This is a genomic window from Micromonospora sp. C95 (genome assembly GCF_018070465.1).
Taxonomy (GTDB): domain Bacteria; phylum Actinomycetota; class Actinomycetes; order Mycobacteriales; family Micromonosporaceae; genus Micromonospora.
Window position 1 is genome coordinate 96419 of record NZ_JAGPXT010000017.1, and the last position, 14923, is coordinate 111341.

The 14923-nt window shown below is 71.6% G+C and carries 13 protein-coding genes; 9 read left to right on the top strand and 4 right to left on the bottom strand.

The genetic code is table 11. The annotated features are described in order from the left end of the window. Window positions 1-13: 13 nt before the first annotated feature. Entirely contained in the window at window positions 14-505 is a 492-nt protein-coding gene (locus KBX00_RS19535) for a hypothetical protein (protein ID WP_210829010.1), read from the bottom strand. A 722-nt stretch (window positions 506-1227) separates the two neighbouring features. Between KBX00_RS19535 and KBX00_RS19540 the strand changes: the two genes are divergently transcribed. Together KBX00_RS19540 and KBX00_RS19545 are read left to right on the top strand one after the other, a co-directional pair. Further along, window positions 1228-1830, top strand: coding sequence for a hypothetical protein (locus KBX00_RS19540; RefSeq protein WP_210829011.1), 603 nt, complete (start codon window positions 1228-1230; stop codon window positions 1828-1830). Window positions 1831-1958: 128 nt separating this feature from the next. Further along, a complete protein-coding gene (locus KBX00_RS19545) occupies window positions 1959-3233 on the top strand; it encodes a lycopene cyclase family protein (protein WP_210829012.1) in 1275 nt (424 codons plus the stop codon). Here the strand turns inward: KBX00_RS19545 and KBX00_RS19550 are convergent. Beyond that, complete coding sequence (locus tag KBX00_RS19550) at window positions 3227-3763, bottom strand: GNAT family N-acetyltransferase (RefSeq protein ID WP_307868921.1); 537 nt, start codon at window positions 3761-3763, stop codon at window positions 3227-3229. The genes KBX00_RS19545 and KBX00_RS19550 overlap by 7 nt on opposite strands. 141 nt (window positions 3764-3904) lie before the next feature. Between KBX00_RS19550 and rnhA the strand changes: the two genes are divergently transcribed. Then, window positions 3905-4384, top strand: a complete 480-nt coding sequence (gene rnhA, locus KBX00_RS19555) for a ribonuclease HI (protein ID WP_210829015.1) — start codon at window positions 3905-3907, stop codon at window positions 4382-4384. A gap of 105 nt (window positions 4385-4489) precedes the next feature. Here the strand turns inward: rnhA and KBX00_RS19560 are convergent, their stop codons facing one another. Beyond that, entirely contained in the window at window positions 4490-5347 is an 858-nt protein-coding gene (locus KBX00_RS19560; RefSeq protein ID WP_210829017.1) for a pentapeptide repeat-containing protein, read from the bottom strand. A gap of 153 nt (window positions 5348-5500) precedes the next feature. Here KBX00_RS19560 and KBX00_RS19565 point away from each other — a divergent pair, with 153 nt between their 5' ends. The 5 genes from KBX00_RS19565 to KBX00_RS19585 all read left to right on the top strand — a co-directional run bounded on the left by KBX00_RS19565 (window position 5501) and on the right by KBX00_RS19585 (window position 12471). Next, entirely contained in the window at window positions 5501-8290 is a 2790-nt protein-coding gene (locus KBX00_RS19565) for a sialidase family protein (RefSeq protein WP_210829019.1), read from the top strand. 26 nt (window positions 8291-8316) lie between these two features. Next, window positions 8317-9168, top strand: a complete 852-nt coding sequence (locus KBX00_RS19570) for a carbohydrate ABC transporter permease (RefSeq protein WP_210829021.1) — start codon at window positions 8317-8319, stop codon at window positions 9166-9168. Continuing rightward, window positions 9165-10496: a sugar ABC transporter substrate-binding protein gene (locus tag KBX00_RS19575; protein WP_301548242.1), complete on the top strand. Its 1332-nt coding sequence runs from the start codon at window positions 9165-9167 to the stop codon at window positions 10494-10496. The genes KBX00_RS19570 and KBX00_RS19575 overlap by 4 nt, the downstream gene beginning before the upstream one ends. After that, window positions 10493-11530 (top strand): ABC transporter ATP-binding protein, encoded by a 1038-nt coding sequence (locus tag KBX00_RS19580; protein ID WP_210829023.1) that lies wholly within the window; start codon window positions 10493-10495, stop codon window positions 11528-11530. The genes KBX00_RS19575 and KBX00_RS19580 overlap by 4 nt, the downstream gene beginning before the upstream one ends. A gap of 71 nt (window positions 11531-11601) precedes the next feature. Next, entirely contained in the window at window positions 11602-12471 is an 870-nt protein-coding gene (locus KBX00_RS19585; protein WP_210829082.1) for a carbohydrate ABC transporter permease, read from the top strand. A 157-nt stretch (window positions 12472-12628) separates the two neighbouring features. On the opposite strand, the gene KBX00_RS19590 is transcribed toward KBX00_RS19585, so the two are convergent. Then, a complete protein-coding gene (locus KBX00_RS19590) occupies window positions 12629-14215 on the bottom strand; it encodes an LLM class flavin-dependent oxidoreductase (RefSeq protein WP_210829029.1) in 1587 nt (528 codons plus the stop codon). A 109-nt stretch (window positions 14216-14324) separates the two neighbouring features. On the opposite strand from KBX00_RS19590, the gene KBX00_RS19595 reads away from it, so the two are divergent. Then, window positions 14325-14861: a MarR family winged helix-turn-helix transcriptional regulator gene (locus KBX00_RS19595; RefSeq protein ID WP_210829031.1), complete on the top strand. Its 537-nt coding sequence runs from the start codon at window positions 14325-14327 to the stop codon at window positions 14859-14861. Window positions 14862-14923: the final 62 nt, after the last annotated feature.

Here is a 14923-nt window from a genome sequence, read left to right on the forward strand (position 1 = left end):
GGTGAGTCGTGGATCAGTGCGTCCCGGCGGTGACGGCGTGGCGGCGTCGGCGGGCCAGGATGACGGCACCGCCGAGCGCGGTGGCCAGCAGGGTGGCGCCGGTGGTCAGCGTTCCGACACCGTCGTCGCCGTCCCGGCCCCCGGCCTCGGCGCCGCCGATCGGGGTGACCGTCAGGGTCGCGCTTCCGTCGGGCGTACCGTCGCCGCAGGTGGCGGCCACCGTGTAGGTACCCAGGGTGAAACCGGCGGTGAACAGCTCCGCACTCAACCCGCCGCCGGCGGCGGCGGTGGTGGAGCGGACATTCTGGTCGCGGTCCGGCCCGGTGACGCGGAAGATCGCGTCACCTGATTTCGGGTTGCAACCCGTCGCGGTCAGTACGACGGTTCCGCCGACCGGCGTGGTGGATGGCGACACGGTCGTGTCGGCCAGCGCGATGCCGGGCAGCAGCAGCGCGCCGAGAGCGACGCCGCCTGCCGCCGGTATGAGAACTCTTGTTGCCTTCATACGCGTCTTCCCTCACTTTTCGTCCGCTGACTGCGTGGGACGTCGTTCGGGTGGCCAACTCCGTGACTAGCACCGGTGTGCCCAACACTAGGTGGGCTTGAGACCCGACTCGGTGAAAATGAGAAATCCTCGTTGCCATCCCGTGTCCACCCGGACGCCGTAAGCCGTCGCCGAAGGGGCGGGGGTCCGCCGTGCCCTTCGTGGTGGGCGCTGTGGGGGGTGTGGCCCGTCGTGCCCTTCGTGGCCCGCGCTGTGGGGGGTGTGGCCCGCCGTGCCCGGCTCCGGGCGGTCAGGCGTGATCCCTGCGCCGGGCACGGCGGGCCACACCCTCGTCGTGCGTGCACTTCGCCCGGGTGTGCCGGCTGTCCGGTTCCGTGGGATCCGGGGAGATCTTGGTGCGGTTGTGCCCTTGGGTGGGCGGTTTCGGACCAAGATTGCCTGGGTGGTCGGGGGCTCGGGGTGGAATGGCTCAGGGGGCGGGGGCGTTGTGCACGGGTGAACGACCGAGGAAGACACCGCCCTCCGGGGTGGGTGCGGGCCCGGGAATGATGGCGGGTCGACGGTCGTTACACATGGTCCCGGCGATGCGAAGCGGCGATCCGCCCCGCGTGCCGGAGGACTCCCCCCCCCCCTTTTTTTTGAGCGCCTGTCGGTGCTTGCGTGCGCGCGCCCCGTCCCCCTTGTGGGTGTGTGTGCGTCGACCCCCGAATTGGAGCTGTGTCATGAACACGATGCTGCGGAAGAGCGTGCTGGGTATCGCGGGTCTGGCCTTCACCGGTGGCCTGTTCGCCGGTCCGGTGGCCGCCCACGCCGACACCACCCCGGCCACCACCGCCCCGGTCGCGACGGTGCAGGGTGACGTGGTGCAGGCTGACAAGCCCGACATGAGCAAGGTGCTGCCGCACGGCACCCCCAGCAACCAGTCGACGATCGAGCTGAACGACGAGCAGACCGCCAATGTGAAGGCGATCATCGCGGCGACGAAGAAGGCCGGCATGGACGAGCGTGCCGCCGTGGTGTCGATCGCCACCGCCCTGCAGGAGTCGAAGCTGGAGAACCTGGGCCACCTCGGTGACCGCAACGACCACGACTCCCAGGGCCTGTTCCAGCAGCGCCCCACCTCGGGCTGGGGCACCGTGGAGCAGATCACCGACCCCGAGTACTCGACCATGGCCTTCCTCAAGGCGTTGAAGCAGGTCGACGGCTGGCAGGACATGCCCCTCACCGAGGCAGCCCAGACCGTCCAGGTCTCGGCCTACCCCGACCACTACGCCCAGTGGGAACAGCAGGCCGCCGACCTCGTCACCCAACACTGGACCAGCTGACAACCGAAGACATTCCTCCACAGGGGGAGCAAGAACCGCCGGCCGGCACCCGACCCAGGGTGCCGGCCGGCGGGCTTTCGTCGTCCGGAGGGTCGGGAACGGCCCCTGCTCCTTCGACAAGCCTGACGATGTGGCAGCGTGATCGGATGGACTCCCCGCCGGTCGACGTCGATCTCGCCCTGGTGGGCGGGGGCGGTGCGGCGTCGCTGGTGCTGGCCGCGTTGGCCCGGCACCGCGTACGCGACGTGCGGATCGCCGTCGTCGATCCGGTGCACCGCCGTGGGCAGGACCGCACCTGGGCGTTCTGGGGCCGGCCCGGCAACGACCTGGACGAGTTGCTCAGCGCCAGCTGGTCACGGGTCGAGGTGGTCACGCCGGACGCGCAGCGCGCACTGGACCTGACGCCCCTGCGGTACGCGATGCTGCGTTCCGGCCCGATCTACGCCCGCGCCGCCGAGGCGGAGCGGCACCTGGGCGTGACCCGGATCGTCGCCGCTGCTGGAAGCATCGACGACGACGGTGACCGGGTGCTGGTGCGTACCGTCGACGGTCGACCGCTGCTGCGGGCCCGCTGGCTGCTGGACTCCCGGCCGCGGCCACCGCACCGACCCGGGCGTACCAACTGGTTGCAGCACTTCCGGGGCTGGTGGTTGAGAGCCGACCGACCGGTCTTCGACCCGGCGCGAGCGGTCCTGATGGACTTTCGCACCCCGCAGCCTGCCCGGGGGGTCTCCTTCGGCTACGTCCTGCCCATCGACAGTCGGTACGCCCTGGTCGAGTACACCGAGTTCGCACCCGACCTGCTGACCGGGGCGGCGTATGACGCGGCGCTGGCCGGCTACCGCGACCTGCTCGGCCTCGACCCGGCCCGGCTCACCGTGACCGAGGTCGAGAACGGTGTCATCCCGATGACCGACGGCCCGTTCGTGGCCCGGCCCTCACCGCGAGTGGTGCGGCTCGGCACGGCTGGCGGTGCCACCCGGCCCTCGACCGGCTTCACCTTCTCGGCCATGCACCGTCAGGCCGAACAGGTGGCCCGGGCGGTCGCCGCCGGCCGGCCGCCGGTGCCGGCACCCGCGTACCCGAACCGGCACCGGTGGATGGACGCGGTCGCGTTGCGCGCACTTGACGGTGGCCTGGTCAATGGTCCGGAGTTCTTCGGCCGCCTCTTCGACCGCAACCCGGCCAGTCGGGTGCTGCGCTTCCTCGACGGTGACACAAGCGTCGCCGAGGACCTGGCGGTGATGCGCTCCACCCGCCTGCGACCGATGGTCACCGCCACCGTCGCCGACGCCGCAGCTCGGGTGCGTGATCGGATCGTGCCGTCACGCCGACCGGCGTGGACCGTGCCGCCGCCCGTCGTCGACAGCGAGCCGCCGAACGTCGACGCCCCAGGTCACTGAGGAACAGCGGAGTCGGCCTCGGACCGGTGGTGGTCGGCGGCGAGCGCCCGCAGCTGCGGGCCGTCCAGCCGGAGCACGTCGATCTCGTCGACGGTGCGGGCGTGCAGCCGTCGGTAGAAGCGCAGCGCCGGATCGTTGGTACGCAGCACCCACCACTCCAGGCGGGCGCAACCGCGTGCCACGGCCAGCCTCGCCAGGTGGGCCAGCAACGCCCGACCGACGCCGTCGCCGCGATGCTCCGGCCGGACGTAGAGGTCCTCGAGGTGGATGCCGGGCCGGCCGGCCACGGTGCTGTAGGTGGGGTAGTAGAGCGCGAAACCGACCGGGTCACCGGCGATGTCGGCCACCACCGCCTCGGCCACCGGTCGGTCGCCGAACAGCGCGTTCGCCACGTCCGCAGACTGTGCCGCCACCTCGCCGGGATACTGCTCGGCCTCGGTCAGCTCGACGATGAAACGGTGCAGCATCTCCGCGTCGCCCGGCTCCGCCGGGCGGATCAGCAGCCGACTGTCGGTCACGACATCACTCACTCCGCCGACCCTAGCGCGCTGTCCAGGAACGGTCACCGGATCGCCGCCGGGACCTCATCGCGACACCGCAAACGTTCCCGGACACCGCACCAACGGCCCGTCGAGCGACCCGGGGGCTCGCGGACGGTAGGGTCTGCCGCCATGGTGGACGAGACGGCCGGCCGGGTGGTGCGGATCTGGACCGACGGGGCGTGCAGCGGCAACCCGGGCCCGGGTGGCTGGGGCGCGGTGCTGCGGTACGGCTCCCACGAGCGCGAGCTGTGCGGTGGGGAGGCCAGCCCGACGACAAACAACCGGATGGAACTGACCGCCGCCATCGAGGCGCTGGAGAGCCTGACCCGTCCGGTCACCGTCGAGCTGCACACCGACAGCACGTACGTGCGCAACGGCATCACCAGCTGGCTGGCGTCCTGGAAACGCAACGGCTGGCTGACCGCCGCCAAGCAGCCGGTGAAGAACGCCGACCTGTGGCAGCGGCTGGAGACGGCCTGCGCCCGGCACCAGATCACCTGGCTGTGGGTGAAGGGCCACAACGGGCATCCGGAGAACGAGCGGGCCGACGCGCTGGCCAACCAGGGCATGAACGAGGCCCGGACCGCTGCCGCGTCCGGTGGTCGCTGACCGGCCGGGCAGCGGATCACCCCGGACAGGTGCCGGGCGTGACCGGACACGCGGTGGTCGCCGTTGGCGGGGTCGAGCAGGCCGGGGAAGCGACCCGGCACCGGGTCAGCGGCGCCGCGCCGCCCTCGCCGGGGCGAGCGGCAGGTGCGACCAGTGGACCGGGCGGCTGATCCGCCCTGGCAACCGGGTCCGCAGGTCGCCCCGGGCGGCATCGACCTGCGATCGGTGCAGGAAGAGCGCACCGGACAGGTCGCTTCCGCGCACGTCCGCCCCGCGCAGGTCCGCGCCGGTCACGTCGGCCCGGGTCAGGTCCACCCCGCGCAGGTCGGCGCCGACCAGCATCGCGCCCCGCAGGTTCGCCCCGCGCAGGGTGGTGCGCCGCAGGTCGCGGCCGATCAGCATCGCGCCCCGCAGGTCGGTGCCGGCGCCACCACGGGCGCGCGCCAGTTCGGCGGTCTGCGACAGAAGCCCGTTGACCGTCGCCCGGTGCGCGTCGACGTCGAGGGCGAGCAGCGCTTCCGGGTCACCGCTGGCCAGCCGTTCGGTCTCGTCGAGCGCGGCGGCCAACCGGCCGCGCAGCTCGGCCGGTGGACTCAGCCACAGCGCCTCGGTCAGGTACCACAGCAGCTCGTGCACCGGGCGCATCACCGCGAAGACGTCGAACATCTGTCGGGCGGTGCGCGGCTCGTCGCGCCAGTCCCGCCCGCCGTAGGTGACCTGGGCGACTCGCTGACCCGCGCCGAAGCAGTCGAAGACGGCGCAGCCGGGGAAGCCCCGTTCGCGTAGCTCGGCGTGGATGGCGCAGCCGAAGTCCGTCCCCAGGTTGCGGCACGGCTGGCCGGCGGGCTTGTCGAGGGCGAAGTCGGCCGACGCGGCGAAGGCGGGGGCGACGCAGCACAGGCCGAAGCAGCGGGCACAGTCGGCCCGCAACTCGGTGCCGGCCGACTCTCCCTCCTCGGACATCCGATCCGTCCCTCCTCACGCCGGTTCATCACGTCTGACAGCTCTATTGCCTGCGGTGGATCTCTCTGACATATTCCTGCGTGGACGCTGCCAGCGACGGTCGCCAATCCGGATGCCGCGCTGCGGTGACGCCGTCATGCCGGAGGAACCCTCGTGAAGCGTAGACGTCGCCATCTTCTTGTTGGCCTGGCGGTAGGTGCCCTGGTGGCGTCGACCGGCCTGGTCGGAATCCACTTCGCCGGCGCCGAGGTGCCGACACCCGTCGCGGTCGGCGGGGAGATGCCCAACGCGCTCGGTGCCCACCTGGAACGGCTGCGCCGAGCAGTTCCGGGCGACAGCGGTATGTCCCCCGACGGGCCGGGTGGCGCGGCCCAGCAGGCGTTCCTGGAGCGGGCCTACCCGGCGGACGCGATCACCATCGCCCAGTTGGACCGGTCGAAGGCGGCCTTCACGGCGGCCGACAAGCGGTTCAAGGGCAGCCGGAAGTGGACCAACGTCGGCCCGAGCGAGGCGCTCTACCCGTTCACCGAGTACCGCAACGCCTTCAACTACGTGCCCAACGAGTACGTGGCCGGTGGCCGGGTCACCTCCATCGACATCAGCCCGGACTGCTCGAAGCTGCTCTGCCGGGCGTACGTCACCCCGGCCGGTGGCGGCGTCTGGGGCACCCTGAACATCCTCGCCGCCGAACCGAAGTGGTTCTACCTGGGCGGCCCGCTGGGCATCAACGCGGCCGGCGCGGTGACCATCGACCGCAACGACCGCACCGGCCTGACCATCTACGTCGGCACCGGCGAGGCCAACACCTGCGGCTCCGGCTGTGTCGCCGGAGTCGGTCTGTACCGGTCGACCAACGGTGGCCTGACCTGGTCCGGCCCGCTCGGCAAGGACGCCCTCGGCGGCAAGGGCATCGGTGAGATCACCATCAAGCCCGGCGATCCCAAGACGCTCTACGTGGCGACCACCACCGCGCTGCGCGGCATGTCCAGCTCCTGCTGCACCGGGGTCACCCGGCCGGTGCCGGACGCCGAGAAGTGGGGCCTGTACAAGTCCACGAACGGCGGCAAGAGCTGGAAGTTCATCCACAACGGCTCGGCCGACGCCACGGCCTGCACCGGCAGCGCCGCCGAGTACAACAACACGGCCACCTGCTCGCCGCGCGGCGTACGGCAGGTCAAGCTCGACCCGCGCGACGCCGACATCGTCTACGCCTCCTCGTACGGGCGGGGGGTGTGGCGCTCGTCCGACGCCGGGACCACCTGGACGCAGATCAAGCCGTCGCTCAACCCGGCGATGTTCCAGACCCGCCCGGCGATCGACGTGACCGCCCTGCCCGGCGGCAAGACCCGGATGTACGTCTACGAGGGCAACACCGGCACCCCGTACTCGCGGCTGTTCCGCAGCGACGACGTGGCCGCCGGCACTCCGACGTTCACCGACCTGACCAGCTCCAACCCGGCCGATCCGGGCTTCGCCACCTACAACCAGTGCACCGGCCAGTGCTGGTACGACGTGTTCGTGCACACCCCGGCGGGGCACCCCGACATCGTCTACACCGGCGGCTCCTACCTGTACGGCGAGACGGTGGCCAACAAGCGGGCCGTGATCCTGTCCACCGACGCCGGGGTCAGCGGCACCGACATGACCTACGACGGCACCGACGAGCTGCACCCCAACGGTCTGCACCCCGACCAGCACGACCTGGTCACCAACCCGCGTAACCCGTACCAGTTCTTCGAGGCCAACGACGGCGGCGTGATGCGCTCCAGCGGTGAGTTCGTCGACCGCTCGTCCTGGTGCGACAACCCGGACCGCAACCTGACCACCCAGGCCCGGCAGGATCGCTGCCGGCAGATGCTGTCGAAGATCCCGTCGAAGCTCGACGGTGTCAACAAGGGCATGAACACCCTGCAGTTCATCAGCCTCTCGGCCAGCCCGCACGACGTGAACCTGTTGCAGGGCGGTACCCAGGACAACGGCACCTGGGAGAACAAGGGCCAGCGGCAGCGCTGGGTCAACACCATGATCGGTGACGGCGGGGCCTCCGGCTGGGACGTGGCCCGCCCCGAGTTCCGGTTCCACACCTACTACGACGTCTCACCCGAGGTGAGCTTCGCCAACGGTGACATCGCGAGCTGGATCTGGACCGCCGACCCGATCTACGGCCAGCCGGGCAGCCTGTTCTACGCACCGGTGATCAGCGACCCGAAGGTCAGCGGCACCATGTTCGCCGGCACCGGCCTGACGGCGTACCGCACCAAGACCTTCGGCCTGGGCGACCGTACCCTCGCCGAGGCCGACCGGATCTGCAACTCCTGGACCGGCACCTACGAGGAGGACTGTGGTGACTGGGAGCCGCTGGGCACCACGAACCTGACCGGTACCGGCTGGGGCGACCGGGCCGGCGGCGCGGTGTCGGTGATCCAGCGGGTCGACTCGGACAGCTCCACCGCCTGGGCGGCCACCAGCACCGGCCGGGTCTTCGTCAGCCGCAACGTCGACGCCGAGCCGGCCGCCGCGGTGACCTGGACCCGGGTGGACACCGCCGCCACGCCGAACCGCTTCGTCACCAGCATCCACATCGACCCGGCCGACCCGGCCCGGGCGTGGATCTCCTACAGCGGGTACGGCTCGAACACGCCGACCACCCCCGGCCACGCCTTCGAGGTGACGGCCGTGGCCGACGGGGCGACCTGGAGCGACAGGTCGTACGACTTCGGCGACCAGCCGATCACCGACCTGGTCCGCGACGACGTCACCGGTGACCTGTACGCCTCCACGGACTTCGGGGTGCTGTTGCTGCCCAAGGGCAAGAAGTCCTGGACCAAGGCGGCCCGTGGCATGCCGAACGTCGAGGTGGCGGGGCTGACAATCGTGTCCGGTGAGCGGATCCTCTACGCTGCCTCGCACGGCCTCGGCGCCTGGAAGATGACGTTGAAGTAAGGAACACGATCATCGGCACAACACTGGTGAGGGGTCGCGCTCGCGGCCCCTCACCGCTGCCCGAAGGGGCCGCCCGGCTGTGGCGTACCCTCGGCGCGGCCTTCGTCCTGCTGGTCTTCGTCCCGCCGCTGCTGCTGCTGGTCGCCGGCTCGCTCACCGAGCCCGGACTACCACCGTCCCCGACTCCGCAGCTGGTACCCGACCCGCTCTCCACCACCGGCTACGAGCGCGCCCTCGACCTCGGCGGCCTGCTGCGCGCCTCGCTCAACTCGCTGCTCGTCGCCGTCGTGGCGGTGCCGCTGAGCGTGCTGGTCGCCGCACTGGCCGGCTTCGCGCTGGCCCGGATCGCGCCACGCGTCACCACCGTCGTGGTGGCCGCCTCACTCGTCGCGCTGATGGTGCCGGCGACCGCCCTGCTGGTGCCCCGCTTCGCCATCTTCCGGCTGCTCGGGCTGACCGACACCCTCGTACCCCTGATCGCCCCGGCGCTGCTGGGCACCTCGCCGCTCTACGTTCTGGTCTACTACCTGGCCTTCCGTGCGCTACCGGCCGACCTGTACGACGCCTGCCTGGTGGAGGACCTGTCGCCGCTGCGGACCTGGTGGCGGGTCGCGCTGCCGCTGGTGCGGCCGGTGACCGCCGGGCTCACCGCGCTGACCTTCGTGCTGACCTGGTCGAACTTCCTCGACCCGCTGATCTACGTCTACGACCGCGACCTGTTCACCCTGCCGCTGGCGTTGCGGTCGCTGTCCCTGCTGGACCCGACCAACTTTCCCGTCTTCCTGGCCGGGGCGGTGATCGCCACGGTGCCCGCGCTCGTGGTCTTCGCGCTGGCGCAGCGGCGCTTCCTGCGCCACGACGACCGATCCGAGGGATGACCATCGTGCGAATCAGATCCCTGTCCGCCCTCGCGGTGAGCGCCCTGCTCGCCCTCGCCGGCTGTGGTTCCGGCGGCGGGTCCGCCCCCGGTGACCCGGTCAAGCTGCTGGTGTTCGGCGCTCCGGAGGAGTTGGGCGCGTACCGCACGCTCGCCGACGCGTACCAGCAGGCCCGGGCCGGTGAGCGGATCCAGCTGATCGAGGCCAGCGACCGCAAGGACCTGCTGGCCCGGCTCGCCACCTCGGTCGCCGGCGGCGCACCGCCGGACCTGTTCCTGATGAACTACCGCTTCTACGGACAGTTCGCCGCCAAGGGGGTGGTGGAGCCGCTCGACGAGCGGATCGCCGCCTCGTCGGTCCTCGACCCGGCCGACTACTACCCGGTCGCGATGGAGGCGTTCCGGTGGGACGGTGCCCAACTGTGCCTGCCGCAGAACGTCTCCAGCCTCGCCGTCTACTACAACCGCACGCTGTTCACCAAGTACGGGGTGGCCGAGCCGAAGTCCGGCTGGACCTGGAACGACCTCGTCGCCACCGCCACCCTGATGACCCGCGACGACCGGGGGCTGGTGATCAAGGGCACCGAGGCCGAGGGGGCGGCGCGGCTGCCGGCGGTGCACGGCCTCGGCGTGGAACCGTCGATCATCCGGCTGGCCCCGCTGGTCTGGTCCAACGGCGGTGAGATCGTCGACGACCCCGACCGGCCGACCCGGCTCACCCTGGACAGCCCGGCCGCCCGGGAGGCGCTGCGAAACCTGATCGACCTGCGGCAGGCGTACGGGGTGGTGCCCAGCGACGCCGAGGTGGAGGCGGAGGACGACGAGTCTCGTTTCCTCAACGGCCGGCTCGCCATGCTGATGACCTCCCGCCGGGCCACCACCAACTTCCGCACCATCACCGGCTTCGAGTGGGACGTCGCACCGCTGCCGGTCTACCGGCAGCCGGTCGGGGTGCTGCACTCCGACGCGTACTGCATGACCCGGGGGTCGCGGAACAAGGACGCCGCGTGGCGGTTCATGGAGTACGCGATGGGGGAGGAGGGACAACGGATCATCGCCGCGACCGGGCGTACCGTACCGTCGCACATGGGGGTGTCCCGCTCACCGGCGTTCCTGGACCCGGATCAGCCGCCCCGCAACTCGCAGGTCTTCCTCGACGCCATCCCGACCGTCCGGGCGCTGCCGACGGTCTCCACCTGGCCCGAGATCGAGGACCTCAGCTACGGCATCCTGGAGAACGCCGTGCACCGTGGCGACAAGCTCGACGACGTGATCCGGGAACTGGACACCAAGAGCCGGCCGATGTTCGCCCGAGGGGAGAACGGGTGACCGACGGGCTCGTCCTCGACGGGGTCAGCGCCGCCTATCGCGACACCACCGTGCTGCACGAGGTGGATCTCACCGTCGCCCGGGGTGAGCTGCTGGTGGTGCTCGGCCCTTCCGGTGCCGGCAAGTCGACGGTGCTGCGGGTGGTCGCCGGCCTGGAACCGGTCACCGCGGGTCGGGTCCGCATCGCCGACCGCGACGTCACCGACGAACGGCCCGGTCGACGCAACGTGTCGATGGTTTTCCAGTCGTACGCCCTGTTCCCGCACCTGACCGTGGTCGAGAACATCGCCTTCGGGCTGGAGGTCCGCGACACCCCGCGCCGGCTGGCTCGCGAACAGGCCCGGGCAGCCGCCGAGACGGTCGGTTGCGCCGGGCTGCTCGACCGCCGGCCCGGGCAGCTCTCCGGCGGGGAACGCCAGCGGGTCGCCCTGGCCCGGGCGCTGGTCCGCGAACCGGACGTGTTTCTGCTCGACGAGCCGTTGTCCAACCTGGACCTGGCGTTGCGCGCCGAGATGCGGGCCGAGTTGCGGGCCCTGCACGAGCGGATCGGGGCGACGATGGTGCACGTCACCCACGACCAGACCGAGGCGCTGGTGCTCGCCGACCGGATCGCGGTGCTGCGGGACGGGCAGGTCGAGCAGGTGGGCACCCCGGACGAGATTTGGCGCACCCCGGCGAGCAGTTTCGTGGCCCGGTTCGTCGGCTCACCGGCGATGAACCTGCTGCCGGCCGACGGCCCGCTGCGACCACGAGGCGACGCGCCCACGCTGAAGGACGAGGAACTGCTGGAGATCGGGTTCCGACCCGAGGCCGTCGCGCTCGACTCGACCGAGGGCACCCCGGCCACCGTCGAGCGGGTCGAGGTGATCGGCGAGGACGCCTTCGCGTACCTCCGCCTCGCCGCCGGACAACAGGTGGTCGCCCGGGTGCCGGCGGCCCGCCGGCCCGACCGGGGCGCGACGGTACGCCTCGACGTGCGGTGGGCCGACACGCACCTGTTCCACGCCGCCACCGGCCGCCGGTACCAGCCGTGAGCGCCGGCGGTGCGGCGCCGGGCCGGCGAGGTGCCCGGCCGGACAGCCGGGCACGGCGGCAGTTGGCGTTGATGCTTACGCCCTACCTGATCGGGCTGGTCGGGTTGGTGCTGGTGCCCGCCCTGGTCACGCTCGGCATGTCGGTCACCGACTACGACCTGCTGCGCCCGCCGACCTGGGCCGGACTAAACAACTTCGCCGCCCTGCTGGACGACCCGATATTCCGGGTGGCGCTGCTCAACTCGGTGGTCTTCGCCCTGGTGGCCGTACCGCTGCGGCTGCTGCTGGCCCTTGGCCTGGCGCTGCTGCTGCACCGCCGGGCGGCCGGTGTCGGCACCGCTCGCACCGCCGCGCTGCTGCCCACCGCCGTACCCGAGATCGCGTACGGCCTGCTCTGGCTGTGGCTGTTCAATCCGTTGTACGGGCCGATCAACCAACTGCTGCGGGCCGGCGGGGAGAACGGCTTGACGGTGCTGGGGCGTACCCCGCCGCAGTGGTTGACCGACCCGACAAGTGCCCGCGCCGGGATCATCCTGATGAGCCTGTTCACCATGGGGGAGACCTTCGTGGTGCTGCTGGCCGCCCGGCGGGCACTGCCCCGCGACGTGTACGAGATGGCCGCCATCGAGGACGCCACCGGCTGGGACGTCTTCCGCCGGATCACCCTGCCGCTGCTGGCCCCGGTGCTCGCCCTGCTGGCCGTCCGCGACGCCGTGGCCAGCCTGCACTTCACCTTCGTGCCGGCGTTCGTGGTCACCGACGGCGGCCCCCCGCCGTACGCCACCACCTACCTGTCGCTGTTCGTCTACCAGACCGGGTTCGAGTACCTGCGGTACGGCTACGCGGCGGCGGCGACCCTGGTGATGATGCTGCTGACCGTCGCCGCGGTGCTGGTGCAGTGGCGGCTCATCCGCCGCTACCGTCGCTTCTACCAGGTGTGACGGTGCCGCGTGGCGTCCGTCCCGGGCGGATCCCACGTGGGCCCGCTGTCGACCTGAACCGTCCCTGCTATCGCCGTCGATCCGGCTGTGCCATCAGCTCGACAGGTTCGCCGGACCCACCACCCGCCCCCACCCGTGCGCCGCGCCGACCGCGACGTCAGTGCGCGCCGAGGCGGGCGATCGGCTCGACCAGTTCGCGTTCCTCGTACGACAGGTGGGACAGCAACGTGTCGCTGAGCAGGTCCACCGCCGCCCGCAGGTCGGCCATCCCGTCCGGGGTGGCCACGAAGGCGACGAGCGCCCGGTCCACGCCCTCCAGTACGTCGTGGATGGCGTGGTGTTCCTCCTCGAGCCGGTCGATGACCGGTGCCAGCCGCGGGTCGGCTCGTCGCAGGTGCGGAAAGAGCGACCGGTCCTCGATCGTGTGGTGAGTGGTGACCACCCGGCAGTACGACTCGCAGTAGGTGCCCAACGTCCACTTGTTCTGCCGCATGGTCATCGTGTTGATGTGCGAGCGGGCCGTACCCACGTCGATCAGACCGACCGCGACCTGCTCGATCAGGTCGTGGATCTGGGCCAGCTCGGCCCGCAGACCGTCGTGCACGTCGATCAGGTGCTGTGCGCCGGCCTGGTCGTGCGCGGTGTAGGTGCGCTGCGGATCCGGGGCCGGTCCGGCCGGTCGGGCCGCCTCGTCCCACACCCGCACGTCGCTGCGGCGTACGCCGTCGTCGGGCGTCGGCACCACGGCGAACGGTGCCGCGCCGATCCTGGTCGGGCGTCCGGTCTGGCCGGTCTGGGTGGCCGTCTGGCCGGTCTGGGCGGCGGTCTGGTCGGTCGGGGCGGCGGTCGGCGGGTCGGCGCGTTCGGCGGCGACGAGTTCCCGGGTGGCTGGTGCCACCTCGGCGGCGAACCGCCGTAGCTCGTCCGGGTCGTCGCTGGCCAGGATGAACGTGCTGATTCCCTCGGTGAGGGCCAGGTCGGCGAGTTCCTCGGCCCACTGCTCGGCCGGGCCGTTCAGCGGGCCGCTCCCGGCGGCCGCGAACCGTCCGTTGACGTTGAGCAGCCGGCGCACGTCGGTGGGGGAGCGTCCGGCGTCGGTGGCGGCCTCGTCGATGATGGCGTTGCCCCGGGCCAGATCGCCGGGTTGCAGGTAGGCCAGGGAGGGCAGCCAGCCGTCGGCCAGCCGCCCGGTCAACGCCAGCATCCGCGGCTTGTAGGCACCGAGCCAGATGCTCACGTCGTGGGCGGGGGCCGGCCCGCGCTTGGCGCCGACCGCCCGGTGGAACTCGCCGTCGACCCGGACGCCGCCGCGGGCGTCGACGTCCCAGATCTGGCGGATGATCTCGATCGCCTCCGCCAGGGCACGCACCCCCTGCCCGGGGCTGAGGCGGCGGCCACCCATCGCCTCGATGGCGTCCCAGAACGCGCCGGCGCCGAGCCCGAGTTCCATCCGGCCGGCGCTGAGCAGGTCGAGGCTGGCCACGCTCCGGGCGAGTACCGCGGGCGGGCGCAGCGGCAGGTTCGTGACGTTTGCGGACAGGCGTACCCGTTCGGTGCGGGCGGCGACGAAGCTGAGCAGGGTCCAGGTGTCCAGGAACGCCGGCTGGTAAGGATGGTCCTGGAACGTGACCAGATCGAGCCCGACCTGCTCGGAGAGCATGGCCAGGCCGACCGGTCGCATCGGGTCGGCGTTGCCGGGCGTGAGAAAGGACCCGAAGGTCAGTGGGTGCCCGTAGTCGCTCATCTCGGCCGTCCTTCCGGTCCTGCGGCGCGGACCCGCACCGCAGGGAAATGTTATGTCGTACAGAACATCATTGCTCAAGAAAATATGTGACCTACGCTATCGTGGGCTGATGAGCGGCGCCCAGGCCAGTGACCCGATCAACGACGACCTCGGTTGGATGCTCGGCGTCGTTTTCCGCGCCTACGTCCGCGCCGCCGACCACGCGGTCGGCGACCTGCCCGGCGGACCACGCGGATACCAGGTGCTCACCGCGGCCGACCGGGAACCGGCCCGCAACCAGGGCGCGATCGCCGAGGAACTGGGCATCGACCGCACTGTGCTGACGTACCTCATCGACGACCTGGAACAGGCCGGGCTGGTGGTCCGCCGCCCCGACCCGGCGGACCGGCGCAGCCGCCTGGTCACCCTCACCGAGACCGGCCGGCAGGCCGCGCGGCACCGCCGGGATTCCCTCGGCGCGGTCGAGTCGCGCCTGTTGCGGGAGTTGTCGCCGGAGCAGGCCGGCACCCTGCGGGCCCTGCTGCGACGGGTGGCCTGTGCGGCGCAGGCGGTCGACCCGCTCACCGACCTGTGCCAGGCGGTCGAGGCGGCTGCGGAGCGCCCGCCGACCGGACGCGCGGCACGGCGGCGCCCGACCCGGACCTGACCTGCCGTCTCGCGGGTGCGTTGGCGGGGCGGCACCGGCCGGCACGGGCACCGGCGGCGTGT